Source organism: Massilia antarctica (assembly GCF_015689335.1).
Taxonomy (GTDB): Bacteria; Pseudomonadota; Gammaproteobacteria; order Burkholderiales; family Burkholderiaceae_D; genus Telluria_A; species Telluria_A antarctica.
The window spans coordinates 5,230,336-5,254,190 of the sequence record NZ_CP065053.1; the positions used below are offsets into that span (position 1 = coordinate 5,230,336).

Consider the following 23,855-nt stretch of genomic DNA (forward strand, 5'->3'; position numbering starts at 1 on the left):
CGCGCTGTCGTGACCCGCGTGCAGTCCGTCTCCTGCGGCACCCTGGTGGTCAACCCGGCCGGGCAGTTGCTGCTGTGCCACGTTACCAACACGGCCCACTGGGACATCCCGAAAGGCATGCAAGACCCCGGCGAAACCGCACTCGAAGCCGCCATGCGCGAATTGCAGGAGGAAGCCGGTATCGCCTTCACGCCGGAACGCTTCGACGACCTGGGCGGCTTCGCCTACCGCAGCGACAAGCGCCTGCACCTGTTCCGCGTGCGGGTGGGCGCCGAGCTGACCAGCCTGGCGCACCTGGCATGCACCAGTTTCTTCCCGCATCCGGTGAGCGGCGAGCCGACCCCGGAAACGGATGCCTTCCGCTGGGCCGACCGGAGCGACATCGCCCGCTTGTGCTGGCCGCGCATGGGCAAGCTGCTGCCCACGCTCGACTGGTAGCGCAAAAAAAATCAGGTCGGATCGCGGCGCGGCGCTTGGCTCGACAGCAAGACGGCCACCGCCGCCAACTCCACCGGCCCGGTCGGGTGCGGGCCGAAGCCGGTCGCGCAGCGGCGCTGGTGGTCGGCGCGGCTACGCGTCCGGCCGCGCCACGCCGCCATTCTTCGCCAAGGGTTGCCGCTTATCTGGCGGCGCCAGCGTGTCCGCCACCGCGCCGGCCACATCGGCCCCGGCGGCAAGGCACCGATCTGGCGCGCGCTGTCGGACTGCTGGTCGACGCTGGCCTCTTCGGCGACCGCTAAGCGGCCGTCTGGCTCGTCGCCATCGGCCGGGAGCAGGGAAGCGGAACGGGGCGCCGGTGCGTTCGTACTGGCGGAGCCCGGGATGGCGGACGGCGCCGCGGTTGTTTGCCGGTCGGTCGGGGTGGCTGGCATCATGCCTCCTTCGGTAGGGATCTTCTGCTTGGATGCCTGCCACGCCCGAAAGTTCAGCTTCCCGTCCGTGCCGGCATGGGGACGGTTCCAATTCTTCGCAGCAATCGCCCACAAGATCAGGCAATAGGACAACAGCCGCAGCAGGAAGCGGAAGGGCGAATCTTCGCTCATCGCGGGGGTGAGGCTGGCGTAGACGCGGTGGCCGCCCTCGCTCAGGAAGAACAGCGCGAAATACAGGAAAAAACGGTCGCCCGCATTGCGCCAGAGGCGCAGGAAAAACAGGCCGATCCCGAGCGAATCCATGGCGCCGGCCCCGGCCAGCATCAAATTCATCGCTTACTCCTTTTCGCAGATCAGGCCGTACAGCAGCAGGGCTACCGAGATCAGCGCCGTGACCAGGCGCAAGGTCAGCAACTCGATGCGCGGAAAGACCAGCTTGTCGAGGATGGGATCAGTTTGTTGAGCGTCATGCCGCAAAAGCACAGGCCGCTCCAGAACAGCAGGCGATGACCTGTGCGTGCGTAGCTGGCCAGTCGCAGCCAGGCGCAGGCGAGGGCGGTGAGCATGCGAAGAAGGTAAATTGCCGCAGCCTTCACGATTCGTTTCTCCATGTGAACGCATCGGCAAGCTGCTTTGCCCTGCGCTCGAATTTTGAATGAATCAGATGGGTGACGTCGACCAGGCGGCGTCCGTACAGGTCGGCCAGCGCGTCGATCACCCGGCCCAGCGCCGCCGTGGTGGGCTGGTAACGGAACACCGGCTCGCTGCCGGCGTGGCGCAGGGTGACGGTCATGCCGGCCCGGGACAGGTCCGCCAGCAAGGTGACCGCCAGTTGGTCGCCAATATACAGCCGTTCGGCCACCGCCTGCGCACTCCAGTCTCGCTGGGCGCTAGTGCGCAATAACAGCAGCGCCTCCAGGTGGGGCACGGAGGCAATACTCGTCAGCAGGAAGCGACGCAGCTCTTCGGGAATCGGTTGGGGCACCATGATGTGAAAAGATCCATTGCGCCAAGCTGAGCCAACGCGGTCCAAAACGCGTATTCTAGCCGATTTTTCTTATCAAGGATGCATCAATTGCGTTGCGGACATCGCGCCTGCGCCACCTGCCCTTCCCGCCAGTACGTTGCGCCCAACTTGCAGCGCGGTCAGGATGGCCACGGCGATGAGCAGCACGCCCATCGTGCGCGCCAAGGTGGTGGCGGCGCCGGGATGACGTTCCAGCCAGCCGCCGGCGCCGCCGCCGAGCAAGGCGAGGGCGCCGTAGATACCCGCCTGGGTCAGCGCCGTGATCGTGCCCAGCACCGCCGACTGAGCCCACAGCGGCTGCGGGCCGGGCTGCAGGAACTGGGGGAAGAGGGCCAGCATGAACAGATAGGCTTTGGGATTGAGCAGGCTGGTGCCGAGCGCGCGGCGGAAGGTGGCGCCGCTGGCGCAGGCCGCGCCCGGCATGCGCGCGCTTCCCGCCGCGCTGCTGCGCAGGAAGCTCGCGCCGATCCACGCCGTGTACAGCGCGCCCGCGCCCAGCATGGCATTGAACAGGGCCGGCCACAGCGCCAGCACCGCAGCCGCCCCCAGCGCGCCCATGGCGAGGTGGCAGAAGCCGCCGCAAACGATGCCGGCCACCGCCGCCAGTCCGGCGCGCCGCCCGCCCAGCACGGCGCTACCCATGACGAACGCCATGTCGAGGCCGGGCAGGGCGACGATGCCGAACACCACCACGAAGTACAGCCACAGGTTGGTGCCGCCGTTCATGCCGCCGCCATGGCCGAAGAGCGGGCCGGCGCGGTCACGCTGGCGGCGCTGACCCAGCGCAGACGCGAGCGGGGGCCGGGGTCGAGCACCAGCAGGTCGGGCGGCGCCGCCAGCAAGCCGGCCGCGCCCAGTTCGCGGGCTGCCGAATCGAACGCCGGGCGCAAGGCGGCCAGCGCGGCGTCGTCGCGCAGGATGCCGAGCCAGACCAGGGCGGCGCCGGCATCGCGCTCGCCGAAGGTGGTCAGGATGCCCGCTTCGATCACGCCGTGGCCATGGTAGGCGGCGAAACAGCGCTCGGCGGCGCGTTCGCAAGCGGCTCTCCGGCCCGCGGTCACGGTGAGGATCTGGGCGACCACGATGCCCTGCGCTTCGCCGGCCATGGGCGGGGGCGCGATGCCGCTGCCCGCATGCAGCGGCCTGAGTACCAGCACATCGGTGCGGGCGGCCGTGAGGCCAGTGTGCGCCTGTGCGTCGAAGGCGCGGCCGATCCTGGCGCGCGCCGCCGGCGTGCGAAAGCCGCGCAGCCAGGCGACGCCGTCCGGCCGCCCGCGTTCGCAAAAATGGCCGAACGCCATGCCGCCCAGGTGCTGGAAGGCGGGTGCCAGGGTCTCGTCGACACGGCGCGCGATGGCGGCACGCGCGCCCTGCGCCGTCGTGTAGCGGCGCAATTCGATGACGGGGAAATGCTCGATCGGTGTTGGGTTTGTCATGTTGTGCTCTCTTTCTTGTTGATGAAACATCGACAAGCGCCAGCGTAAATGCAAAACAGGACAGAATTCGCCCTATTAGTCTGATATCGTTGCACCATGTACCATCCAACCACCCGCGTGCTGGCAGTGCTCGAACTGCTGCAAACCCATGGCCGCCTGAGCGGCGCCGAGATGTCGGCCCGCCTCGGCGTCGACACGCGCACCTTGCGCCGCTACATCGTCACCCTGGAAGAGATGGGCATCCCCATCACCACCGAGCGCGGCCGCCACGGTGGCTATGCGCTGATGGCCGGCTTCAAGCTGCCGCCGATGATGTTCACCAACGACGAAGCCCTGGCGTTGGCAATGGGCTTGCTGGCCGCGCGCAGCCTGGGCTTTGCCGAGGCCGCGCCGGCCGTCTCCAGCGCCCAGGCCAAGCTCGAACGCATCATGCCGGCCAACCTCAAGCGGAGGGTGCGCGCCATCGATGAAACGGTGCGCCTGGACATGATCCGCACCGTGGCCCCGACCGACAGCGACGCCCTCGTCACGCTCAGTTCGGCCGCGCTGGCGCAGCGGCGCGTGCACTTGCGCTACCGCGCGCCCGATGGCAGCGAAACCGAGCGCGGCTTCGACGCTTACGGCCTGGCGTTTCGCGGCGGCTGCTGGTACGTGATCGGCATGTGCCACTTGCGCGCGGAAATGCGTTCGTTCCGGCTCGACCGCATCGTCAAGGCCGAACCGCGTCCGGTCTCGTTCGCGCGCCCGGCCGGCTTCGATCCGCTCGGCTATCTGAACCAATCGATGGCCACGATGCCGCGCGCGCATCCGGTCGAGGTGCTCTTGCACACCGACCTGAAAACGGCCAGCGCCCATTTTTTCGGCGCCCTGGGCGTGTTCGAACAGATCGACGACGGCGTGCTCCTGCGCTGCAGCACCGACCACGTCGACTGGTTCGCCGGGCATCTGGCGGGGATGCCGTTCGATTTCGAGGTGCGCGCGCCGGACCTGCTGCGCGACAGTCTGGCCAGATTAGGTGAACGACTGCTTCGCATGGCGGGCGCGCTCCGCTAGAATGCGTCGCTCATCAATTCAATTTGGAAAACATGATTCAGAAAACACTGGCCGGCCTCGTCCTCGGATGGACGATGCTGGCAGCCGGCAGCGCGTTTGCCGGCGGCTGTCCCGCGCACTATGTCGACGGGCGCCTGCCCGAAATCCACAACCCCAAACTGGCGAAAGCGACCACCGAACTGTGCTACGGCGTGTTCGGCGTCATGCATTCCGGGATCACGCGCACGCCGCTGTGGTCGGCCGAACGCCTGCGTCCGGAAAACCTGGCGCTGGCCAAAAAACTCTCGCGCGACGATTCGTTTCACTCCGAGGAACGCTTGTCGCCGGCGCAGCGGGCCGAGCTGTCGGACTACGCCCGCAGCGGCTTCGACCGCGGCCACATGGCGCCCAACGGCGACATGCCGGACCGGCGCACCCAGCACGAAAGTTTCACCTTGGCGAACATGGTGCCGCAGGATTCCGAGAATAACCGTCACCTGTGGGCCGGGCTCGAAGGGCGCGTGCGCGACATGGTCAAGAAGGAAGGCACCTTGTATGTGATCACCGGGCCTGCGTTCATCGGCGGGCGCTTGCAGAAGGTGGGCAACGTGCTGGTGCCGAGCCATCTGTACAAGGCAGTGTATAGTCCGAGCCAGAAGGCGGGCGCGGCCTGGCTGGTGGAAAATCGTGCGACGGACGAGCTGGATGTGATGACGATTGCGGAACTGGAAGACAAGATCGGCATCAACCTCATGCCATCCTTGAGCGCCAGGCAAAAGTCGGCGATGCTCGACCTGCCGCGTCCGAAACAGAAAAAATCGCGCCACTGGCCGTTCTGACATTCAAGGAGATGCAATGAGCAGCAAAAAACAGAGTTTTGTACCGTATGCCAACGAGGCCGACGTGGTGTCGGTCGGCAAGCTGATGATCGAAAACCGGCTCGACCGGATCACGGTGAGCGGCGATGTGGATCTGACCGCCGACAAAATCGGCCTGGCGCACGCGCGCCGGCTGCAGGAAGTGCTGGGCGAGATCGTCGCGAAGCTCGAAGCGATGAGCTTGCCAGCCGAGCTGCCGCCGGCGGCGGTGGGCGAGGTGGACAACCCCTTCAACTGAGCGCATGACGGTTGCACTGATCGTCACGCGGCCAGATAGCGAGAAATGGCAGTGGTTCACGGTCCCTGTGGCATTGGAAGAGGGGTATGAGCGCTACTGGTTGCCCGCGACCGCGGCTGTCTGGCTGCCGCTGTTCCAGACCGGGTGCCCGGTCGAGGCCAAGGACTTTCCCGCAGTGACGAGGGAATTGCTGACCTTGCGCGGTTAGGCATTGACGCAGCCGTTCGATGATGGCCGGCAGCAGGCACTCATTGGCAGGATCGATTCGCTGATCGGCGCCCTGGGCGAGCTGCTGGCCGACACGGCCGGCGAGGTCGAGGTATGTATTGGCCAGGCGCTCATCGCGGTGTCTACCCTGAGGTCGGGCGCGAGAACATCGCCATGGAGGGATACAAGAAAATATGCATTCTCACTTTCATTTCTGTTTTTCAGAAGACCATTTGATCACCTCATTCCTGCGTTACAGAAAACAGCTATGGTGGCGCCGGCCATTCATTGGATTGAAGTGGTTTCTGGGAGCGGCGCTGGTTGCGCTTCTGGCGCTTGCCGTGTTCATCGGCTCGGTGGTGCTGGCCGCAATTGTGGGGGCCATCGTCGGCGCGCTGCTCCTCGGTTGGCCTATCGACGCCTGGCTTCTTCGCAGACGATTTCGAAAATCGCCATTTCACAATGATGAAATTGCGTTCGACATGTCGGACAGCGGGTCGCACATTGTTGGCCGAGATAGCGAAGTGCGCATTGGATGGGCGAGTTTTACAAGAGCGCGACGGTTCGCGGATGGCTTGTTGCTCTTTCAAGGGCCTGGTTTCTTCAATTGGCTACCCGATTCAGCCGCTGTCGACAAGGCAGCGGTAGCGAATGCACAAGAACTTGCGCGTTTGCACATCCAGGACTACCGTGAAGTCTAGGCTAGTCGTGCCCGCCGCATTCACGTCAGCTACGCAAACGACATCGGTCAGGGCGTAAGCAGTCAGGCGGAAATGAGCGTGGGGCTGCTGGCGTAACGCTTCACTCCACACAATGCATCGCATCTCGGTCATTGTTCCCGGAACGCATCTTCTTTCGCTTGATCGCTGGAGAACAGGCGCACTTCGACGATCTTGCCTTCTTAGCGCTGCAGCACGTAGCTCCCCGGCGCAGGGCCGAGCCCTTCCTCCACCGTGCGTGGGGGCACGCGCGGCTGGGTCGATACCGTGTCGAGCCAGATGCTCCACTCGGGCCACCAGGAACCATCGCGTTCGCCGGCGTGCTCCAGCCAGCGCTCGGGATCGATGTAGCAGTCGCCGCGGCGCCGGCGCGCCCGGTTATTTCGGTCAGGGTCGTGGATGGCACTGCCATGGCGGTTTCCTCGGTGGCCCGGAAGCGGGCGAAACTCAGGCTTCGACTTCGGCGCGAATCAAAACTTGAGGCAGGTCAATGGTGCGCAGGGTCGGCGCGCTTTGCGGTACTCTCGTGCGCTCCCGCTGCAGCGTTTTTTCGAGGAGCGACAGTCATGCCAAGCGACCATCCCGACGCACCCGGTACACTAGGCGGCGACACCGTGAGCGTGGCGCTGCACCGCGAAGAACTGCGAGTGGGAACGCGCGTCGTCGACACCGGCCGCGGCGTGCGCCTTCACAAGAGCGTCAGCGAACACCCCCATCCCATCGACGAAACCCTGCTGTACGACGAGCTCGACGTCAGGCACGTGATCATCGACAAGATCGTGCCCCTGTCCCAAGCGCCCTGCACGCGCCAGGAAGGCGACACCCTGATCGTGCCGGTGGTCGAGGAAGTGCTGGTGACCGAGCGGCGCCTGCGCATCAAGGAAGAAGTGCATATTACGCGCATCCAGCGCTCCCGCACCCAATCCGGGACCGTCATGCTGCGCGCGGAAGACGTGCTCGTCGAACGGTTCGACGAAGGCCCTCACAAGGAAGCGAGTTCAACAATACGGAGGTAGTCATCATGGAACACACACTGGTAGCGCTATTCGATCATCGCGGCAATGCCCAGCAGGCGCTCGACGACCTGGTGGCGTCGGGTTTTTCCCGCCAAAGCATGCGCCTGAGCGATGGCGGTCCGGGCGAGCCGGGCCGCGCGGCCCATGGCGGCGAGGACGAATCGCTGGGATCGAGCATCAAGCACTTTTTCAGCGACCTGTTCGGCGGTGAACGCAGCGAGCACGCGCGCATGTATTCCGAGGCCCTTGCGCGCGGCCACTACGTGCTGACCTTGACCGCGCCGAACGAGCCCGAGGTGGAGCGCGCCGCCGACATCGTCGAGCGTCATGGCCCGGTAGACATCGACGAGCATTCCGGCCAGTGGCAGGGCGCCATGCAGGGCGGCGATGCCATGCGGACGCAGCCGATGTCGCAGCAGTCGGCGTTCGGCTCGGCCCAGGGCGGCGGCGCCGGCAACGCCCAGGGCAGGCCCATGGATGGCTCGCAGCAGCGCGCGGCCGACACCAGGGCCATTCCCGTGATCCAGGAAGAACTCAAGGTCGGCAAGCGCGAGGTGCAGCGCGGCGGGGTGCGGATCTACCAGCGCATCGTGGAAACGCCGGTCAGCGAAAGCATCGGCCTGCGCGAGGAGCACATCAACGTGGAGCGGCGCGCGGTGGACAAGATGGTCGACCCGGCCGACATTGCCGCCTTCCAGGAAAACACGATCGAACTGCGCGAAACGGCGGAAGAGGCGGTCGTCGAGAAAACGGCGCGCATGGTGGAAGAAGTCATCGTCGGCAAGCAGGTGACGCAGCGCCAGGAGCAGATCAACGATACCGTGCGCCATACAGAGGTTGATATCGAGCAGATCGCACCGGACGACGACGCCTATTTCCGCGGCCACTGGAGCGGCAATTTCGCGCGTGAGGGCGGCAACTACGACGATTACGCGCCAGCCTACCGCTACGGCACCAGCATGGCGGGCAGCGCGCTGTATCGTGGGCGCCCCTGGGAAGAAATCGAGCCCGGGCTGCGCATCGATTGGGAAGCACGCAATCCGGGCTCGACCTGGGAAAAGATGAAGGCGGCGATCAGGCATGGCTGGGAGCGCATGACATCCTGAGCGTGCTGCGACGCCCCGGGCCCCGTCCCTGCAGGGAAGGGGCCCGGAGGCATGCTTGCGTGCGAGGCTTACTCGGCGAACACGGCGCTCGCCGGGGTGATTTTCACCGCCTCGGGCTTGATGTTGAGCTTCATGCTGCCGATGACCTTGTCTTCGTCGAGCAGGCTCTGCGGCTTGTTGCCGTCGTACTTGATCGTCGAGATGGCGTCAGTCACCAGTTTTTCCTTGAGGCCGGCGGCATCCTTGGTGATGAACACGAGCGACAGGTTCTTGGTCGACAGGTGCTTCCGGATCGCCGCGTTGAGGTCGGCCAGGGTCAGCTTGCTCAAGCCGTCGCGCATCATCTTGGTGAATTCAGGCGTGCCGTACCACTGGGAGTCGAGCGCGTAACCGAGGTACTGGTCTTGCGTGGCCGTCATCACGAACACGTTTTTCATCAGGTAGCCGCGCGTGATGTCGAACTGTTCCTGGGTCAAGCCCTGCTGGATCACCTTGTCGAGTTCGGTCAGCGCGATGCGCAGCGCGAGGTGGGCGTTTTCCGGCGCGACCGGGCGAATCCAGACCTCGAACAGCTGGCCTTTGCGGCCGACGTTCGGGTTCGGGAAGAACTGGAACATGCCGCGCGGGAAGGCTTCGATGTAGGTGTAGTCGCCGTAGTTCATGCCGCGCAGCTCGCGGATGCGCTGGTACAGATAGGCATTCGAGGCGCGGTGTTCGCCCAGGAAGGTCTTGGCCAGCCACAGCGCCGGGAAGTCCGGATGGCCGCGGCGCACCTCGATCGGCAAGCCGAACGAGAGGGCGGTCGCGCGCGTGTTCTTTTCGATGATTTCGACTTCCAGGCCGTTCGGCATCCTGGCGACTGGCGCGGTGGTCACCGGCAAGCCCGCGCCGGCTGGCAGCTTGGCCAGCGCCTGCTTGAGCGCGGCCGTCATGTCGTCGGACACATCGCCCGAGATGCCGACCCGCACCGCACCCTGGGTGTAGGCTTTCTTGTAGAAATCCTTGACGTCGTCCAGGGTGATCGCATCGATCCCCTTGGCCGTGCCGAGCACCGGATGGGCATACGGCGTCCCGGCGAAGACGTTGGTTTGCAGGCGTTCCTTGCCGAGTTCTTCTTCGTTATTGTCTTTCAAGTCCACCAGCAGGGCATTCTTGAGCGCATCCTTGAGGCGGCGGAAATCTTCCTCGCGAAAGCCCGGGGTAAGCAACTGCGGCATGGCCACGTCCAGGTACTGCTTCCAGTTATCCTTGTGGATCGAGCCGGTGAAGGTGGTCATTTCCTTGTCGGTCTGCTCGGTGAACGAACCGGCCAGCGGGAACAGGGCCTTGCTCACTTCGTCGATCTTGCGCTCGCTGGAACCGGCCGAGGCGACCATCATCGCGGTCAGCGCCGCCAGGCCTTCCTTGCCTTTCGGGTCATGCGCCGAGCCGGCGGCGAACAGCAGCTTGAAGCGGATTTGCGGCAGTGCCGACTTTTGCACCAGCACGTCGACTGTTGCTTCGGCGGCGGGTGCCGCCAGGCTCGCCAGCGAGGGCAGGGTCGCCATCGCTTCCGGCAAGGCTTGGTTGGACAGGGTGGTGACGACCATGCCGTCGTCGACCAGGTATTTGCGGGCGGCGGCCAGCAGGTCGGCCGGGGTCAGGCTGTCGGTGAGGCGGTAGAACTCGTTGAGCGTGCCGTAGGAGCGGTTGTAGTGCACGTACGAGGCCAGGGTGCCGGCGATCTGCTCGGTGTTGTCGAGCGAGCGGATCAGGCCGTATTTTTGGGCCGACTTGGCGTCCGCCAGTGCTTGCTCGGTAACCGGTACGTTGCGCAGTTGTGCGACGGTTTGCATGATCTGGTCGCGTACATACACGGCATCCTCGGCCTTTTTCACGCGCGCCATGATGGTGGCAAGGTTGGGGTCGACCCGTCCCGGCGTGTAGTCGCTCAACTGGTCGACCTTCTGCTCATCCTGCATCAGGCGCTTGAAGAGCGGCGAGGTGCGGCCGAACGAGAGCGACAGCAGCATCGACAGCGCGGCGTGGTCTTTCGCGGTGGTCGAAAACGCCGGCGCGCGGAAGCCCACCGTCACCAGCGGTGGCGTCTGGGCTGGCCATGGCACGTGCTTGTAGAGCGCGCCGCGCGCGGCCGGCTCCATCGGCACGTCGCTCTTGTAGCTGCCTTTTTGCCATGTGCTCCAGTATTTTTCGACCAGGGCGATGGCTTTTTGCGGATCGACGTCGCCGGCGATGATCACCGTGGTGCGTTCCGGGCGGTACCAGCGGTCGAAGAACACTTTCGAGTAGGCATACTGGTTCGGCATGTCCTCGATGTCCTTGATGAAGCCCATCGTGGTGTGCTTGTAGGTATGCGTGGTAAAGGCCGAATCGCGCTGCACCTCGAACAGTTTGGAGATCGGGTTGGCGCTGTTCTTGTTGTATTCGCCCAGCACGGCGCGCGATTCGGTCTTGAACGCATCTTCGCCGTAAGACAGATGCTGGAAGCGGTCGGCCTCGACCTTGAGGACGGTTTCGAGGTCATCCTTGGCGAAGGTGGTGTAGTAATTGGTCAGGTCGTCGCTGGTGTAGGCGTTCTGGCGCGCGCCGGCCTTGGTGATGACATCCTGGTATTTTTCCGGCGGATAGGCTTTGGTGCCCCGGAACATCATGTGCTCGAAAAAGTGCGCGAAGCCCGATTTGCCCGGCTCGATCTCATTGCGCGAACCGGTCTGCACCGGGATCTGTACCGACACCAGGTTGGGAAACCCGGTCGGGACGACGATGATCTTCAAGCCGTTGGCGAGGGTTTTTTCGGTGGCCTTGAACGGCAGCACATCGGCTTTGGCGCCTGCGCCGGCGGGCGCCGTCGGGCCGGCCGCCACGGCGTTCATGGCGAACGCGGGCAGGGCCAGCAGGGTAATCGGGATGAATTTCGACACGTTGTCTCCTGGGGCTTAAAAATGGTAGCCGCAGGATAAAAGAATCGGGCAAGAAAGGATAGAAAAAATTTGTGCATACGTGGGGCACCCGCAAAATCCCGAAAAAACAGTCGTTCCAGGCGTTCCGCCAGTGCGCGGCAGTCGGCGATGCGGCGCACTGTAAAATGCTTGCCGGATACTCAATAGTTCATCGGACACGATGCCTTTACTTCCCCTTGGCGGACACACGCTGTTTGCCCACACCACTCTTTTATGACCCCATCCTGGCAACATATATCCCGTATTTCAGCATGGTCCTTCGTGCTGCTCGCATCCATGCATTCGGCGTACGGGTGCTCTCCAAACAAGCGCGCGCGGCCGACGAATGTTGTCGTCGACGAGGTACAAGCGCTTTTCGAGAAAAAGGACTATCAAAAACTGGATGCCTTGTACGCCAGCTATCTGAAAGAAAAGTCGATGACTTCCGACAGCGTCTCCAAGCTGGAGGCGTTTTTCGATGGCATTGCGGAATCTTTCAATACCTGCAGTTCCACGCCCGTGACCGAGGACACCGCACGCACCCAGGAGGCCGCCTTGCGCGCCTGGAACAAGGCGTCGCCCAGGTCGCCAGCGCCCAAGCTGGCGTTGGCGTTCTTCACCACCAAATACGCCTGGTTTGCGCGGGGAACAGGTTACGCATCGACAGTCAGCCCGGATCAGTGGAAGTTGCTCAAGCTCCGGATGGCATCGGCCAAGGCGCAGCTCGATGCCCTCGCTCCGACCAACAAGACCAATCCGGCCTGGTATGCCGCCATGCTGGAAGTTGGCGTGGCGCAGGGAGCGACCGCGCAAAAATTCGATGCCCTGTATGAAAAGGGGGTTGCGATCGACCCCTACTATATGAATCTGCACTTTCTGGCATCGGACTACCACAGCGAACGGTGGCACGGATCCAAGGAGGAGTTCAACGTCGCCGTCGAACGCGCGGTCGAACTGACCAGGGAACGGCTCGGACAAACCATGTACACGCGCCTGCACTGGTCGCGCTCGCAATCGCCGGACATGTTCTCGTCCGGCGACGTCAGCTGGGCCAGGATGAAGATCGGCTTCGAGGATATCCTGACCACCTTCGATGAAAAGCTCACGAGAAATTATCTCGGTACGTTTGCCTGCACCGCCAACGATGCGAGCTACCTCAAGAAGCAGCTCGACGTGCTGGGCGCCGACGTCGATCCGGCGTTATGGGGAAGCAAGCGTAAGTACGGCTATTGCATGGCGCTGGCCAAACACAGCGGCACCAGCACCTTGCCGCGCTGCTTCGAGTTTAAAAACTCCGGTGACGTGGAGTGCGATTGAACGTGGCCCGTCGCGACATCATGGCTTAGCGCAGCCATCCTCATCGTCAGGCCGCGCCAGCGGCGTGGCGGGTGCGCGCGCCTGGCCGCGCAACCATGCCAGTGCCGAGTCGACATTGGGCTCGTGCAGACGGCCCGCACTGCGGACAAGATGATAGGTATGCCCGGGCATGCTCGGGCCAAACGGTTGCGCCAGGCGCCCGGCGGCGATGTCGGCGGGCACCAGCGCAAGGCTCAGAAGTGCAACGCCCTGGCCGGCCAATGCCGCCTGGATCGCATGGTCTTCATCCGAAAACAGTAGCTGGCCATGGCGTGCCTTCCAGGGCAGGCCGGCTGCCGCGAACCAGTTCTTCCAGGTAGGGTTCAGCGGATCGCCGCGGGCCCACTTGAAATCGATCAAGGGGGCCTGGTCCAGATCCGCGTGCGTCAATGGCCCGAGCCGGGGGCTGCACACCGGCGCGAAGCTGTGGGCGAACAGCGGCTCGGCTACCATGCCGGGATATGGCCCTCGCCCGTAACGAATCGCAATGTCGGCAACGCCGGACTCCAGGTCGACTGCCTGATCGGATGCGAACAGCTCCAGGTCGATTTCCGGGTACAGCTGGCGAAAGTCCGCCACCCGGGGCGCCAGCCAGCGCGCCATGAACGCATTGGTCGCCGAGATGATGACCCGGCGGCGTGTCTGGGCGGTTCCGAGGCGTTGCAGGACCGTCTCGAACGCATTGAAACCGTCGCGCAGCACCGGATACAGCTCTACCCCGGCATCGGTCAGGACGACCTTGCGCACCTGCCGCTCGAACAAGGTCAGGCCGGTGTATTGCTCAAGAACCCGAATTTGATGGCTGATCGCGGTTGGCGTGACGGCAAGTTCATTGGCGGCGTTCTTGAAGCTGCCATGGCGCGCTGCCGCTTCAAACGCGCGTAGTGCCGAGAGTGGGGGAAGTCGCCGCATTACGCCTACAGGTGAAAATAATTCACCTTATGCCTGAGGAATCAGCGTTTGTCAACGTGGCGGGGCACGCCTATCTTCTCCGTGCGGCGCTCAGGGCGCCGCACATCCCCATTCACCACCGCGACACAAGGAAAACATCATGCTCGAACGCGTTATCACCCAGCCGGACAATTACGAACCCTTCCTGCTTTCGCAAGCGATCAAATTCGGCGATTTGCTGTTCGTCTCCGGACAAGCGGGTGCCGGCGACGATGGCAACATTGTTGAGGGTGGATTCCGCGCCCAGGGCGAGCAGGCCTTCGCCAACCTCAAGCGCGCGCTCGAAGCGGGCGGCTCGGGCCTCGACGCCGTCATCAAGGTCACGATCTTCGTGACCGACATGGGCAATTTCAGGGAGGTTGTGGAACTGCGCCGGCGGTTCTTTACGGCGCCTTATCCGGCCGATACGATTGCCGAAATCAGGGCCCTGTACGATCCTGCGGCCATGATCGAAATCGAGGCTATCGCCGCTGTCCGTCCGAACGCCCAGCCTTGATCCGGGCAGCGACAGTGCCCCGGCCTCAGGACGCGTTCATTTCCGCGTGGCTGTCCGGCCGGGCCGTGGCGACGATGTCCGGCTCGCTTGCCGGCAGGCTGATCCGGTTGCGGCCCATGTGCTTGGCGCGGTACAGGGCGCCGTCGGCCGTGGCCACCAGCTGGCAGGCGGTGGTGTCGCAGGAAGCGATCGCGGTCGCCGCGCCGATGCTCACCGTCACGTGTTCGTTGGCGCCGCGCCCGTTCGGCACCTTGAGCTGCTCGACCCGGCGGCGGATGCGCTCGGCCACGATGGCCGCGCCCTTGAGCGACTGGTTGGGGAGGATCACGGCGAACTCTTCGCCGCCGTAGCGCGCCACCAGGTCGTTGGCGCGCATTTCGCTGGCCACGGCGCTGGCGATGCGCTTGAGGCATTCGTCGCCGCCCAGGTGGCCGTTGGCATCGTTGTAGGCCTTGAAATTATCGACATCGACCATCAGCAGCGACAGCGGCTGCTTCTGGCGCAGGGCGCGCGCCCATTCGGCGGCCAGGGTACTGTCGAAACAGCGGCGGTTGGCCAGGCCGGTCAGGCCATCGAGCGTGGCCAGTTGTTCCAGCGCGACCTGGGCCGCCTTTTCGTCCGTGATGTCGCGCAGGGTCTGGACCACCGCTTCGAGCTTGCCGTTGTCGTCCAAAATCGGAATGGCGTCGGTGGCGAGGTAGCGCCGTTCGCCGCCGCGCGGCATGTCGCACCAGCTTTCCGCACCCAGTTGGCCGGCCACGTGGCGGCTCCTGGCCGCTTGCGGATACAGCGAGTCGAGTTCGTCGCCGCGGTTCTGCACCACCAGGTCGGCCAGGGTCGGCCGCGCTTCGTGATAAAAGCTGCGCCAGTGGTCCTGGGTGCCCAGTACTTCCCGGGCTTGCACGCCGGTCAGGCGCTCGCAGGCACGGTTCCAGATGATCACCCGGCGCTGCGTGTCCAGCACAAAGGCGGGCACGGCCAGCATTTCCATGAGCTTGTACGCAAATGCGCGTTCCTGGTCCGGGATGCCTTGCGGCGTTGCCCTGTGGTGTTTCATTCTGCTCATCATGTGCCGCCCCTGTTATATATATATCCTACAGGCAAAATATTGACTGCCGACAAGACTTGATTTTGCCTGTGGCGGAGCGCCGTTCTATTGATCAAGCACAAAAATGCGTGCGATCGGGCTTCAGTGTGCGGCAATTGCAACCGTCAAGGGGATCGATACCGACAGCATGGTGCCGTTGCCGGGCAGGCTGTCGATGGCGAAGCAGCCGCCGATCGCGCGCACCCGTTCGCGCATGCCGGGTAGCCCGCAGCCGCGCCCGTTGCCGGGTGCCACCATGCCGACCCCATTGTCTTCCACCCGCAGGGTCAGCATGTCGCCGTAGCGCTGCAGCTTGATCTCGACCTCGGTGGCATGGGCATGGCGCGCCACGTTCGACAGCGCTTCCTGCACGATGCGGTACAGCATGGCATCGCGCTCGGCGTCGGCGGGCGCATCGAGGGCCGCGGGGTCGGCCGTGAAGGCGTGGCGGATCCCGTGCATGCGGGTAAATTCGCTCAGTTGCCACTCCAGCGCGCTCTGGAAACCGGCTTCCAGCACTACCGGACGCAGGTCGTAGATGATGGCGCGCAGCGACTTGATGGTGTTGTCGAGGTTGCCGATCATGCAGTCGACCTTCTGGGTGATCAGGGGATGGGCGCCGGTGGTGCTCACGTGCAGCAATTGCAGGTCGATCTTGAGGGCCAGCAGATTCTGGCCGAGGTCATCGTGAATGTCGCGCGAGATGCGCTGGCGCTCGCTTTCGCGCACGGTTTCCTGCTGCTTGGTCAACTGGCACAGCGACAGATGGGTGTTGACCAGCGCCAGTTCGGCCACATTGCGCGCATGGCGTTCGATCGACAGCTGGGCTTCCTTGTCGGCCAACTGGTCGTCGAGGCGCAGGTGGCGTTGCAGCAAGGCGTAAAAGCCCCAGCCGATGAGCAGCATCCACAACAGGGCGAGTAGGGCGGTGGGAGTAATATGCATGAGAACCTTCCGAAGAATCTGACAAGACTCGTCTTACAAAACCAAGCCGACTCCGATCAAGTTACTCCGCACGATCTCGACAGATCTTGTCTGCGATCAACTCTATTTCATTTGGGAATTTTTCTGTCGAAAAGGCGTCATTTTTCGTGATTTCCTGATGGTCCATCCGACCTTGCTATAATGGAGGGTTGACGATTAGGATAATCAAGTGACTTACAGCATCAAAGAGATTTTCTACACCCTGCAGGGAGAAGGCGCGCACGCGGGGCGTCCCGCCGTGTTCTGCCGTTTTTCCGGCTGCAACCTGTGGACCGGGCGCGAAAGCGACCGCGCCAGCGCCGTGTGCACCTTCTGCGATACCGATTTCGTCGGTACCGATGGCGAACGCGGCGGCAAGTTCGCCAGCGGTGCCGCCCTGGCCGCGCTGATAGACAGCCTGTGGCCCGCCTCCTATCCGCACAGTAAATACGTGGTCTTTACCGGCGGCGAGCCATTGCTCCAGCTCGATGCGCCCCTGATCGACGCGATGCATGGCGCGGGTTTTGAGATCGCCATCGAAACCAATGGCACCCTGCCGGTGCCGCCCGGGGTCGACTGGATCTGCGTCAGCCCCAAGATGGGCTCGAAACTGCTGGTGGAGAAGGGCAACGAGCTCAAGGTCGTCATTCCGCAGACCGGCCAGGACTTGGGCGCCTACGAAGGGCTCGCTTTCGAGCACTTTTTCGTGCAGCCGATGGACGGCCCGCTCGGCGAACACAACACCCGTCTCGCCATCGAGACCTGCAAGCGCCATCCCAAGTGGAAGCTGAGCTTGCAAACCCATAAACTTTTACAGATACCTTAAAGCACTTCATGCTCACCATCACACGCAAGCTCGAATTCGATGCAGGGCACCGCATTCCCGACCACAAAAGCCAGTGCCGCAACCTGCACGGGCACCGCTACACGCTCGAAATCACGCTCACCGGCGCGGTCATCCAGGCCGAAGGCAATTCCGACAACGGCATGATCATGGATTTTTCCGATATCAAGGCGCTGGCCAAGGAACACCTGGTCGATGTCTGGGACCATGCCTTCCTGGTCTACGAAAGAGACGACAAGGTGCGCGACTTCCTGGCCTCGCTGCCGGGCCACAAGACGGTGGTGATCGACCGCATTCCGACCGTCGAAAACCTGGCCCAGATCGCCTTCGACATCCTCAAGGCCGCCTACACCGACCGCTTCGGCACCGGCTTGCACCTGCATAAGCTGGTGCTGCACGAAACCCCGAACTGCTGGGCAGAGATTACCGATGCCTGATCCAGCCTTCATGCAACTGGCGCTGGAACAGGCGCAACATGCATGGAGCCTGGGCGAAGTGCCGGTCGGCGCGGTGGTGGTGAGGGATGGGGAAGTGATCGCGACCGGCTTTAACCAGCCGATCGGGCGCCACGACCCGACCGCGCACGCCGAAATCGTCGCCCTGCGCGCCGCCGCTGAGAAGCTGGGCAACTACCGCTTGCCCGGATGCGAGCTGTACGTCACCTTGGAACCGTGCGCGATGTGTTCGGGCGCGATGATGCACGCCCGTCTGGCGCGCGTGGTGTTCGGCGCACAAGACCCCAAGACCGGTGTCGGCGGTTCGGTGCTCAATCTGTTCGGGCAGGAACAGCTGAACCACCATACCGAATTGGTGGGCGGCGTGATGGCGGATGAGGCGAGCGCCATGCTGCGCGCCTTTTTCGCCGAACGGCGCCAGGCGGCGCAAGCCGCGCGCCGGGCGGCCCAGGCGGGCGCAGGCGCGCGGGATGGTGCGCCACAATAGCGACGCCGTACGCGCACGCGGGTCTGCGCCACCGTATGCGCGCCCGGGCCGGCGCCACCGTACGCACCGTATGCCAGCCCTTGCGCAAAAATGGTATGCTGGTTTGCGGTCCATCGCATCCTGCGGAAGGCAGGGCGTGACACGCCGCTTAACCAATCCACAGCAGGCACCCTGAGCATGCCTATTCTTACCGCCAACGGGATCCGGATCGCCTACGAAACAGCAGGCGACCCCAAGGACACGCCGCTGCTGCTCATCATGGGCCTGGGCATGCAGCTGACCGCCTGGCCCGACGACTTCGTCGAAGGCCTGGTCGAGCTTGGGTTCTACGTGATCCGCTTCGATAACCGCGACAGCGGCCTGTCCACCAAATTCGACCACGCCGGCACGCCCAGCCTGGCGCTGGCCTGGCTCAAGAAACGGCTGCGCTGGCCGCTGCGCAGTGCCTACACCCTGGCCGACATGGCGGACGACGCCCTCGGCGTGCTCACCGCCTTCGGCATCGCGCGCGCCCATGTGGTGGGGGTCTCGATGGGCGGCATGATCGCGCAAATCCTGGCGGCGCGCCATCCCGCAAGGGTCATCAGCCTGACCTCCATCATGTCCGACAGCGGCCGCCGCGGCTTGCCCGGGCCGACCAGGGAAGCGCGCGCGGTGCTGATGCGCCCGGCGCGCAATGCCCGCGACCTCGACAGCGTGGTCACGCACATGGTCCATACGATGCGCGTGATCGGCAGTCCCGCCTATCCCACCCCCGAACGCCTGCTGCGCGAACGCATCGCGCGCTCCATCGAGCGCAATGTCTGTCCGGGCGGGGTGGCGCGCCAACTGGTGGCCATCGCGGCCACGGGCGACCGCAGCGAGGTGCTCAAGTCGATCCGCGTACCTACCCTGGTCATTCACGGTGCGGCCGATCCGCTGGTGCCGTTGGCCGGCGGCCAGGATACAGCGCGCCTGGTGCCCGGGTCGCGCCTCGAAGTCATCGAGGGCATGGGCCACGACCTGCCGCCGCAATTGATCGAACGGTTGCTTGCCTTGATCGATGCGCACGCGCACGGTAAGATGAGTCCCGACTCCACAGCGCGGCTTTTCGAAAAACAGTGAACTCACAATCCATCGGCATCGCCATCGTCGCGCCGGGCGGCTATGGCAGCGACAACGCGGCCATCGAACGCGGCATCGCCGCCCTCACGGCGCAGGGCCACACGGTCCACAATTACTTCGAGGCCGACAAGGTGTTCCAGCGCTTCGGCGGCACCGACGCGGCGCGCCTGGCGCAGTTGAATGCCGCCGCCGGCGACTCGCAGGTGCAGGTGGTGATGGCGCTGCGCGGCCAGTACGGGCTGACACGCCTGCTGCCCGAGATCGATTTCGCGCGCATGGCCGACAGCGGAAAAATTTTTGTCGGCTACAGCGATTTCACCGCCTTTCATATGGGTCTGATGGCCAAGACCGGTGCGCAAAGCTACGCCGGGCCGATGTTCTACAGCGACTTCGGCGCCGCCGAACCGGTGGCTTTCACGCAGGACGACTTCTGGCGCTGCCTGCGCGGCCCGTGCCACACGATCCGCGCCAGCGCCGGCGGCAACCCGGTGGTCGAGGCGGAAGGGACGCTCTGGGGCGGCAACCTGGCCATGCTCATCTCGCTGGTGGGCACCGAGTGGTTTGCCCGCATCGACGAGGGTATCCTGTTCGTCGAAGACATCAACGAGCATCCCTATCGGGTCGAGCGCATGCTGCTGCAACTGCTGCAGGCCGGGGTGCTCGGACGCCAGAAAGCGCTGATCCTGGGCGACTTTTCCGGCTACCGCCTCACGAGCGCCGATAATGGCTACGATTTTTCCGCCATGCTGACCTACCTGCGTGCCATCTTGCCGATTCCCGTGCTAACCGGACTACCGTTCGGGCATACGCCGCACCGCGCCACGATTCCGTTCGGCGCGCACGCGCGCCTGTGCTCCGACGACGACGGCTTCACGCTGACCATGAGCGGCTACCCGACCATCGCCCGTGGCTGACCTCCTCGGCGCAGGCGACTATTACCGGGCCACGTCGCCGGGCGGGCGTTATGCTCCGCTCAATGGCCAGCATGACGCCGCCGTGTGCATCATCGGCGCCGGCTTCGCCGGACTGGCGACCGCGATCGGCTTGATCGAACGCGGCGTGCGCGACATCGTGCTGCTCGACGCGCAGCGAGTCGGCCATGGCGCCTCTGGACGCAACGGCGGCTTTGTCTTCGGCGGCTTTTCGCAGGGCGAACGCAGTCTCGCCGCCAGCGCCGGCGTGGAAGAAGCGCGCGCGTTGTATCACATGACCCTGGCTGCGGTGGAGCGCATCCGCCGCCGCATCGGCCAGTACGGTATTGATTGCGACGCCAGGGAAGACGGCGTGTACCTCGCCAACTGGTTCGACGACGCGCGCCTGCTCGACGACCAGCAGCGCTTCATGAGCGAGAGCATGGGCGTCGAGTGGCAGCGCCTCTCGCGCGCGCAACTGGCCGAGAAGCTGGACTCGGCGCGCTACTTCGGGGGCCTGTTCGAACCGGCCGCGTTTCATTTTCATCCTCTCAAATATGCGCAGGGCCTGGCGCGCGTGCTGGCACAGAACGGCGTGCGCGTGCATGAAGACAGCGGGGCCAGCGCCATCGTCGCCGACGGCGCGCTCTGGCGTGTCAGCACGGCAGGCGGCACGGTCAGGGCGCGCGACGTGGTGGTGTGCTGCGGCGGCTACATCGAGAAGCTGCATCCGCGCCTGGCGCGCGCGATACTGCCGATTGCCACCTACGTGATGACGACCGAGCCGCTGGGCGAGCGCCTGCACACGGCGCTACGCACTGGCGCGGCGGTCTACGACACGCGTTTCGCGTTCGACTACTACCGCCCGCTGCCCGACACCCGCTTGCTATGGGGCGGACGCATCGCGGTGCGCGAGCGCAGCGGCGCCGACGTCGCGCGCCTGCTGCATCAGGATATGCTCAAGGTCTACCCGCAACTGGCTGGTGTGCGAATCGAGCATGCGTGGAGCGGCATGATGAGTTACGCGCGCCACAAGATGCCGCAGATCGGTCGCCTGCCGGACGGGCTGTGGTACGGCATGGGATTCGGCGGCCATGGCGTGGCCCCGACCACCCTGGCCGGCGAAGTCATCGCCGCCGCGATTGCCGGCGACGGCGCAGCGCTGGCGCGGTTTTCCGACTGGGGCTTGCCGTTCGCGGGCGGTCCGGCGGGGCTGGCCGCTGCGCAGCTGACGTACTGGTATTACGAACTGCGCGACTGGATGCGCCAATGAAGGCAGTGCGCTCGGCGCGCGTCGATACCTTGCGCGGGATCGCCGTCTTCGGTATTTTGCTGGTCAACGTATGGGGCTTCACGTACGGCAGCGGCCTGTCGCGTTACGGCATGATCGGCGAGCACGCGGCGCTGGCCGACAAGCTGGTCGTGTTCCTGGTCGCCGCCTTTGCGGAACAGAAGTTCTATCCCATTTTCGCATTCCTGTTCGGCGCCAGTTTCGCGCTGCAGACAGGCGGACGGCGCGCCCCCGGTGCGCAGCGCGACAACATCAGAATGACTTACCTGCGCCGGGTGGCGTGGCTGCTGGGATGCGGCCTGCTGCACGGAACCCTGCTCTGGTTCGGCGATATTCTCACCGTGTATGCGGTCTGCGGCTTCTGGCTGGCGACCCAGACAGGACGCCGGCTGGCCGATATCGCCGTCGCGCTGCGCTGGGTGGTCGCGCTCAATGTGGCGGTGACCTTGTTCATGGCGTACATCACCTACGTGCTGATGACGTTGACCCCGGACGCCATCGCCTGGGGCGTGGGCGAGGGCGCGCGTGCGCACGCGGTGTACAGCCAGGGAAGCTTGATGGAGATCGCGCACGAGCGGCTGGCTGATTTCTGGAGCAACCTGGCCAACGCGGCGTTTTTCGTGCCCAAGGTGGTGCTGCTGTTCCTCATGGGCGTGTTCAGCGTGCGCCTCGGCTGGCTCACGCATCCGCAACGCCACCGCGCGCTGTGGCGCAAGGTGCTGCTGGCGGCGCTGTGGGTGGGCGTGCCGCTCAACCTGTGGTGGGGCTGGGCGGCGCTGCGCGACGCGGTCGATCCCATGACCGGCGCACCGCTGGCGGCGTTCGTGTCGATGCTGCTGGAAGTGGCCGGCCCGCTGCAGGCGGCCGGCTATGTCGCGGCGCTCATGTGCGCATCCGAGCCGGTGGTGGCTACCCTGGCGCAGTGGTTCGCGGCGGTCGGCCGCATGGCGTTGACTAACTACCTGATGCAATCGGTGCTGTGCGATCTCCTGCTGCAAGGGGCGGGGTTCGGCCTCGGTGCGGTGCTGTCGCACGGCGCGCTGGTCGGCGTGTGCGTGCTGATCATGATCGGACAAGTGCTACTGAGCCGCTGGTGGATGCGGCGCCATCGTCATGGCCCTGCGGAGACCCTGTGGCGCCGGTTTACGGGGTCATCAACGCTTTGGAAAAAACAGTCGCCACAATGAATTTTTATAGAGAAAAGGATCCCATGCTTAAGGATCCCATGCAATCATCACGCGCGATGACATCCAGGCGACGTGCCTTGTTGGCTCGGCATGCCGGTTTCTTGCTGGTGATGCCAGTCATATCAATGTCCTTGTCCGGTTGCGCCTCGTCCAGCCGGACGGATTTGCCATCAGGGAATGTGCACGAAACACTCAAGGTTCTTGCGGAAAGACATCATGTTTGCGCTGTGGCGCTCGCGGTCATCAAGAACCGACAGCTCGAATCGATCGATTCAGCGACTGCTTGCTCGCCAGCGGCGGCGCTTGATGCAGACAGCGTTTTTCAAGCGGCATCGCTGAGCAAGCCAGTGTTTGCGTATGCGGTGCTCAAGCTGGTAGCGCAAGGAAAATTGGAACTTGATGCGCCGGTCGTAAAGTATCTGCCGCAAGGCTATCGGCACCAATTCGATCCTTTGAAAGAGGAGCCATCCGAGCTGGTGACCGACTCGCGGCTTCAGGCGATTACCGTCCGGATGGTTCTGAACCACACCTCAGGATTGCCGAATTGGGCTTCCGGCCCTCTCGGTTTCGACTCCGCTCCCGGAGCAAAGTGGAATTATTCGGGGGAAGGCTACGTGCTGCTGCAACGCGCCGTGGAGGCGGTCACCGGCCAGCCGCTCGATCAATTCATGTCCTCGCAGGTATTCAAGCCCTTGGGCATGCTCCACAGCGACTACGCATGGAATGAGCGAATCGGCCAACACCTTTTAGCTGGGACTAAAGCGAACGGGACGCCGAGGGTAGTCCCAGATTGGAAGCGCCCGATGGCAGCGGCTTCCCTCTATACCAGCGCGGCGGATTATGGAAAATTTCTGGTCACGGTATTGAACGATGACGATCTGATGAAACAGATAAGCGCACTGCCTGTTACCGTCGATCCGGCCTTGGGTCTGAGCTGGGGATTGGGTTGGGGAATGGAGCGCAATCAGGATGATTCGTATATTTGGCAATGGGGTAACAATATGGGTTATCGCGCCTTCGTCATTGCCTCTGTCCGAACCGGAGACGGCTTTGTGATGCTGACCAACAGTGAAAATGGACTCGACTTGGCGCAACCGATGACACAAAAGATTTTGCCAGGCGAGCACAAATTGTTCCAGTCGCCCATGCTGGGTGTTGACGTGATCAATCTTCTCTGCAAGACATTGCGCGTGTGCCTGTAAGCGATGATTATGTCGGTCAAGACATGAAGGTGCTGGGGCCGCGGCTTCGCG

At 64.0% G+C, this 23,855-nt stretch carries 28 protein-coding genes and 1 pseudogene; 18 read left to right on the plus strand and 11 right to left on the minus strand.

Going from position 1 to position 23,855, the window contains the following annotated elements; all coding sequences use genetic code 11:
- The first annotated feature begins 9 nt into the window (after positions 1–9).
- Entirely contained in the window at positions 10–438 is a 429-nt protein-coding gene (locus tag IV454_RS23200; protein ID WP_206088038.1) for an NUDIX hydrolase, read from the plus strand.
- 11 nt (positions 439–449) lie between these two features.
- Here the strand turns inward: IV454_RS23200 and IV454_RS33015 are convergent, their stop codons facing one another.
- From IV454_RS33015 to IV454_RS23225, 6 genes and pseudogenes are all read right to left on the minus strand, one after another.
- Positions 450–1,205 carry a DUF5985 family protein gene (locus IV454_RS33015; protein WP_229521797.1) on the minus strand — a complete coding sequence of 252 codons (756 nt, stop codon included), beginning with the start codon at positions 1,203–1,205 and terminating at the stop codon, positions 450–452.
- Between the two features lie 3 nt (positions 1,206–1,208).
- Complete coding sequence (locus IV454_RS33020) at positions 1,209–1,355, minus strand: DUF5985 family protein (RefSeq protein ID WP_229522393.1); 147 nt, start codon at positions 1,353–1,355, stop codon at positions 1,209–1,211.
- Positions 1,356–1,372: 17 nt separating this feature from the next.
- Positions 1,373–1,483 (minus strand): annotated as a pseudogene (locus IV454_RS33465) (hypothetical protein); the annotation flags it as partial.
- Positions 1,465–1,860, minus strand: coding sequence for a hypothetical protein (locus IV454_RS23215; protein WP_206088039.1), 396 nt, complete (start codon positions 1,858–1,860; stop codon positions 1,465–1,467). The gene IV454_RS23215 and the pseudogene IV454_RS33465, both read right to left, overlap by 19 nt.
- A 72-nt stretch (positions 1,861–1,932) precedes the next feature.
- Positions 1,933–2,625, minus strand: coding sequence for a LysE family translocator (locus tag IV454_RS23220; RefSeq protein ID WP_206088040.1), 693 nt, complete (start codon positions 2,623–2,625; stop codon positions 1,933–1,935).
- A complete protein-coding gene (locus tag IV454_RS23225) occupies positions 2,622–3,335 on the minus strand; it encodes a hypothetical protein (RefSeq protein ID WP_206088041.1) in 714 nt (237 codons plus the stop codon). Before IV454_RS23225 ends, IV454_RS23220 begins: the two co-directional genes overlap by 4 nt.
- 96 nt (positions 3,336–3,431) lie before the next feature.
- Here IV454_RS23225 and IV454_RS23230 point away from each other — a divergent pair, with 96 nt between their 5' ends.
- From IV454_RS23230 to IV454_RS23245, 4 genes are read left to right on the plus strand one after another with little or no spacing between them, the layout of a single operon-like run.
- Complete coding sequence (locus tag IV454_RS23230; RefSeq protein WP_206088042.1) at positions 3,432–4,388, plus strand: helix-turn-helix transcriptional regulator; 957 nt, start codon at positions 3,432–3,434, stop codon at positions 4,386–4,388.
- 32 nt (positions 4,389–4,420) lie between these two features.
- Positions 4,421–5,206, plus strand: a complete 786-nt coding sequence (locus IV454_RS23235) for a DNA/RNA non-specific endonuclease (protein ID WP_054264501.1) — start codon at positions 4,421–4,423, stop codon at positions 5,204–5,206.
- 16 nt (positions 5,207–5,222) lie between these two features.
- A complete protein-coding gene (locus IV454_RS23240; protein ID WP_206088043.1) occupies positions 5,223–5,483 on the plus strand; it encodes a hypothetical protein in 261 nt (86 codons plus the stop codon).
- A 4-nt stretch (positions 5,484–5,487) separates the two neighbouring features.
- Positions 5,488–5,691 carry a hypothetical protein gene (locus IV454_RS23245; protein ID WP_206088044.1) on the plus strand — a complete coding sequence of 68 codons (204 nt, stop codon included), beginning with the start codon at positions 5,488–5,490 and terminating at the stop codon, positions 5,689–5,691.
- On the opposite strand, the gene IV454_RS23250 is transcribed toward IV454_RS23245, so the two are convergent.
- On the minus strand, positions 5,688–5,825 hold the full coding sequence (locus IV454_RS23250; RefSeq protein WP_206088045.1) for a hypothetical protein: 138 nt from the start codon (positions 5,823–5,825) through the stop codon (positions 5,688–5,690). The two genes, IV454_RS23245 and IV454_RS23250, sit on opposite strands and share 4 nt — an antisense overlap.
- Positions 5,826–5,923: 98 nt before the next feature.
- Between IV454_RS23250 and IV454_RS23255 the strand changes: the two genes are divergently transcribed.
- The 3 genes from IV454_RS23255 (at position 5,924) to IV454_RS23265 (ending at position 8,531) form a co-directional block, all read left to right on the plus strand.
- Positions 5,924–6,391 (plus strand): hypothetical protein, encoded by a 468-nt coding sequence (locus tag IV454_RS23255; RefSeq protein ID WP_206088046.1) that lies wholly within the window; start codon positions 5,924–5,926, stop codon positions 6,389–6,391.
- A gap of 584 nt (positions 6,392–6,975) precedes the next feature.
- Entirely contained in the window at positions 6,976–7,425 is a 450-nt protein-coding gene (locus IV454_RS23260) for a YsnF/AvaK domain-containing protein (RefSeq protein WP_229521798.1), read from the plus strand.
- A gap of 5 nt (positions 7,426–7,430) precedes the next feature.
- On the plus strand, positions 7,431–8,531 hold the full coding sequence (locus IV454_RS23265) for a YsnF/AvaK domain-containing protein (RefSeq protein WP_206088047.1): 1,101 nt from the start codon (positions 7,431–7,433) through the stop codon (positions 8,529–8,531).
- A gap of 68 nt (positions 8,532–8,599) precedes the next feature.
- On the opposite strand, the gene IV454_RS23270 is transcribed toward IV454_RS23265, so the two are convergent.
- The gene (locus tag IV454_RS23270; RefSeq protein ID WP_229521799.1) at positions 8,600–11,452 is read right to left on the minus strand and encodes a M16 family metallopeptidase; all 2,853 of its coding nucleotides are present in this window, start codon (positions 11,450–11,452) and stop codon (positions 8,600–8,602) included.
- A gap of 315 nt (positions 11,453–11,767) precedes the next feature.
- Here IV454_RS23270 and IV454_RS23275 point away from each other — a divergent pair, with 315 nt between their 5' ends.
- Entirely contained in the window at positions 11,768–12,787 is a 1,020-nt protein-coding gene (locus tag IV454_RS23275; RefSeq protein ID WP_229522354.1) for a DUF4034 domain-containing protein, read from the plus strand.
- An 18-nt stretch (positions 12,788–12,805) separates the two neighbouring features.
- Here IV454_RS23275 and IV454_RS23280 read toward each other — a convergent pair whose 3' ends face one another.
- The gene (locus IV454_RS23280; RefSeq protein ID WP_206088049.1) at positions 12,806–13,738 is read right to left on the minus strand and encodes a LysR substrate-binding domain-containing protein; all 933 of its coding nucleotides are present in this window, start codon (positions 13,736–13,738) and stop codon (positions 12,806–12,808) included.
- Between the two features lie 139 nt (positions 13,739–13,877).
- On the opposite strand from IV454_RS23280, the gene IV454_RS23285 reads away from it, so the two are divergent.
- Positions 13,878–14,273 (plus strand): RidA family protein, encoded by a 396-nt coding sequence (locus tag IV454_RS23285; protein ID WP_206088050.1) that lies wholly within the window; start codon positions 13,878–13,880, stop codon positions 14,271–14,273.
- Positions 14,274–14,298: 25 nt separating this feature from the next.
- On the opposite strand, the gene IV454_RS23290 is transcribed toward IV454_RS23285, so the two are convergent.
- Both IV454_RS23290 and IV454_RS23295 read right to left on the minus strand, forming a co-directional pair.
- On the minus strand, positions 14,299–15,330 hold the full coding sequence (locus IV454_RS23290; protein WP_229521800.1) for a sensor domain-containing diguanylate cyclase: 1,032 nt from the start codon (positions 15,328–15,330) through the stop codon (positions 14,299–14,301).
- A gap of 132 nt (positions 15,331–15,462) precedes the next feature.
- Entirely contained in the window at positions 15,463–16,305 is an 843-nt protein-coding gene (locus IV454_RS23295; RefSeq protein ID WP_206088051.1) for a sensor histidine kinase, read from the minus strand.
- A gap of 208 nt (positions 16,306–16,513) precedes the next feature.
- On the opposite strand from IV454_RS23295, the gene queE reads away from it, so the two are divergent.
- The 8 genes from queE (at position 16,514) to IV454_RS23335 (ending at position 23,804) form a co-directional block, all read left to right on the plus strand.
- Positions 16,514–17,149, plus strand: coding sequence for a 7-carboxy-7-deazaguanine synthase (queE, locus tag IV454_RS23300; protein ID WP_206088052.1), 636 nt, complete (start codon positions 16,514–16,516; stop codon positions 17,147–17,149).
- Between the two features lie 8 nt (positions 17,150–17,157).
- Positions 17,158–17,604 (plus strand): 6-carboxytetrahydropterin synthase QueD, encoded by a 447-nt coding sequence (queD, locus tag IV454_RS23305; protein ID WP_206088053.1) that lies wholly within the window; start codon positions 17,158–17,160, stop codon positions 17,602–17,604.
- The gene (tadA, locus tag IV454_RS23310; protein ID WP_206088054.1) at positions 17,597–18,109 is read left to right on the plus strand and encodes a tRNA adenosine(34) deaminase TadA; all 513 of its coding nucleotides are present in this window, start codon (positions 17,597–17,599) and stop codon (positions 18,107–18,109) included. Before queD ends, tadA begins: the two co-directional genes overlap by 8 nt.
- A 177-nt stretch (positions 18,110–18,286) precedes the next feature.
- On the plus strand, positions 18,287–19,213 hold the full coding sequence (locus IV454_RS23315) for an alpha/beta fold hydrolase (RefSeq protein ID WP_206088055.1): 927 nt from the start codon (positions 18,287–18,289) through the stop codon (positions 19,211–19,213).
- Positions 19,210–20,127 (plus strand): muramoyltetrapeptide carboxypeptidase, encoded by a 918-nt coding sequence (gene ldcA, locus IV454_RS23320; RefSeq protein WP_206088056.1) that lies wholly within the window; start codon positions 19,210–19,212, stop codon positions 20,125–20,127. The genes IV454_RS23315 and ldcA overlap by 4 nt, the downstream gene beginning before the upstream one ends.
- Positions 20,120–21,397, plus strand: coding sequence for an NAD(P)/FAD-dependent oxidoreductase (locus IV454_RS23325; RefSeq protein ID WP_206088057.1), 1,278 nt, complete (start codon positions 20,120–20,122; stop codon positions 21,395–21,397). Before ldcA ends, IV454_RS23325 begins: the two co-directional genes overlap by 8 nt.
- Positions 21,394–22,602 carry a DUF418 domain-containing protein gene (locus IV454_RS23330; protein WP_206088058.1) on the plus strand — a complete coding sequence of 403 codons (1,209 nt, stop codon included), beginning with the start codon at positions 21,394–21,396 and terminating at the stop codon, positions 22,600–22,602. The genes IV454_RS23325 and IV454_RS23330 overlap by 4 nt, the downstream gene beginning before the upstream one ends.
- The gene (locus tag IV454_RS23335) at positions 22,548–23,804 is read left to right on the plus strand and encodes a serine hydrolase domain-containing protein (protein ID WP_206088059.1); all 1,257 of its coding nucleotides are present in this window, start codon (positions 22,548–22,550) and stop codon (positions 23,802–23,804) included. Before IV454_RS23330 ends, IV454_RS23335 begins: the two co-directional genes overlap by 55 nt.
- Positions 23,805–23,855 lie beyond the last annotated feature (51 nt).

Excerpts from the sequence above, each read along its gene's own strand:
- IV454_RS33015 (WP_229521797.1), bottom strand. The coding sequence starts at position 1,205 with ATGAATTTGATGCTGGCCGGGGCCGGCGCCATGGATTCGCTCGGGATC.
- IV454_RS23215 (WP_206088039.1), bottom strand. The coding sequence starts at position 1,860 with ATGGTGCCCCAACCGATTCCCGAAGAGCTGCGTCGCTTCCTGCTGACG.
- IV454_RS23220 (WP_206088040.1), bottom strand. The coding sequence starts at position 2,625 with ATGAACGGCGGCACCAACCTGTGGCTGTACTTCGTGGTGGTGTTCGGC.
- IV454_RS23225 (WP_206088041.1), bottom strand. The coding sequence starts at position 3,335 with ATGACAAACCCAACACCGATCGAGCATTTCCCCGTCATCGAATTGCGC.
- IV454_RS23230 (WP_206088042.1), top strand. The coding sequence starts at position 3,432 with ATGTACCATCCAACCACCCGCGTGCTGGCAGTGCTCGAACTGCTGCAA.
- IV454_RS23235 (WP_054264501.1), top strand. The coding sequence starts at position 4,421 with ATGATTCAGAAAACACTGGCCGGCCTCGTCCTCGGATGGACGATGCTG.
- IV454_RS23240 (WP_206088043.1), top strand. The coding sequence starts at position 5,223 with ATGAGCAGCAAAAAACAGAGTTTTGTACCGTATGCCAACGAGGCCGAC.
- IV454_RS23245 (WP_206088044.1), top strand. The coding sequence starts at position 5,488 with ATGACGGTTGCACTGATCGTCACGCGGCCAGATAGCGAGAAATGGCAG.
- IV454_RS23250 (WP_206088045.1), bottom strand. The coding sequence starts at position 5,825 with ATGAGCGCCTGGCCAATACATACCTCGACCTCGCCGGCCGTGTCGGCC.
- IV454_RS23260 (WP_229521798.1), top strand. The coding sequence starts at position 6,976 with ATGCCAAGCGACCATCCCGACGCACCCGGTACACTAGGCGGCGACACC.
- IV454_RS23265 (WP_206088047.1), top strand. The coding sequence starts at position 7,431 with ATGGAACACACACTGGTAGCGCTATTCGATCATCGCGGCAATGCCCAG.
- IV454_RS23275 (WP_229522354.1), top strand. The coding sequence starts at position 11,768 with ATGCATTCGGCGTACGGGTGCTCTCCAAACAAGCGCGCGCGGCCGACG.
- IV454_RS23280 (WP_206088049.1), bottom strand. The coding sequence starts at position 13,738 with ATGCGGCGACTTCCCCCACTCTCGGCACTACGCGCGTTTGAAGCGGCA.
- IV454_RS23285 (WP_206088050.1), top strand. The coding sequence starts at position 13,878 with ATGCTCGAACGCGTTATCACCCAGCCGGACAATTACGAACCCTTCCTG.
- IV454_RS23290 (WP_229521800.1), bottom strand. The coding sequence starts at position 15,330 with ATGAAACACCACAGGGCAACGCCGCAAGGCATCCCGGACCAGGAACGC.
- IV454_RS23295 (WP_206088051.1), bottom strand. The coding sequence starts at position 16,305 with ATGCATATTACTCCCACCGCCCTACTCGCCCTGTTGTGGATGCTGCTC.
- queD (WP_206088053.1), top strand. The coding sequence starts at position 17,158 with ATGCTCACCATCACACGCAAGCTCGAATTCGATGCAGGGCACCGCATT.
- tadA (WP_206088054.1), top strand. The coding sequence starts at position 17,597 with ATGCCTGATCCAGCCTTCATGCAACTGGCGCTGGAACAGGCGCAACAT.
- IV454_RS23315 (WP_206088055.1), top strand. The coding sequence starts at position 18,287 with ATGCCTATTCTTACCGCCAACGGGATCCGGATCGCCTACGAAACAGCA.
- IV454_RS23330 (WP_206088058.1), top strand. The coding sequence starts at position 21,394 with ATGAAGGCAGTGCGCTCGGCGCGCGTCGATACCTTGCGCGGGATCGCC.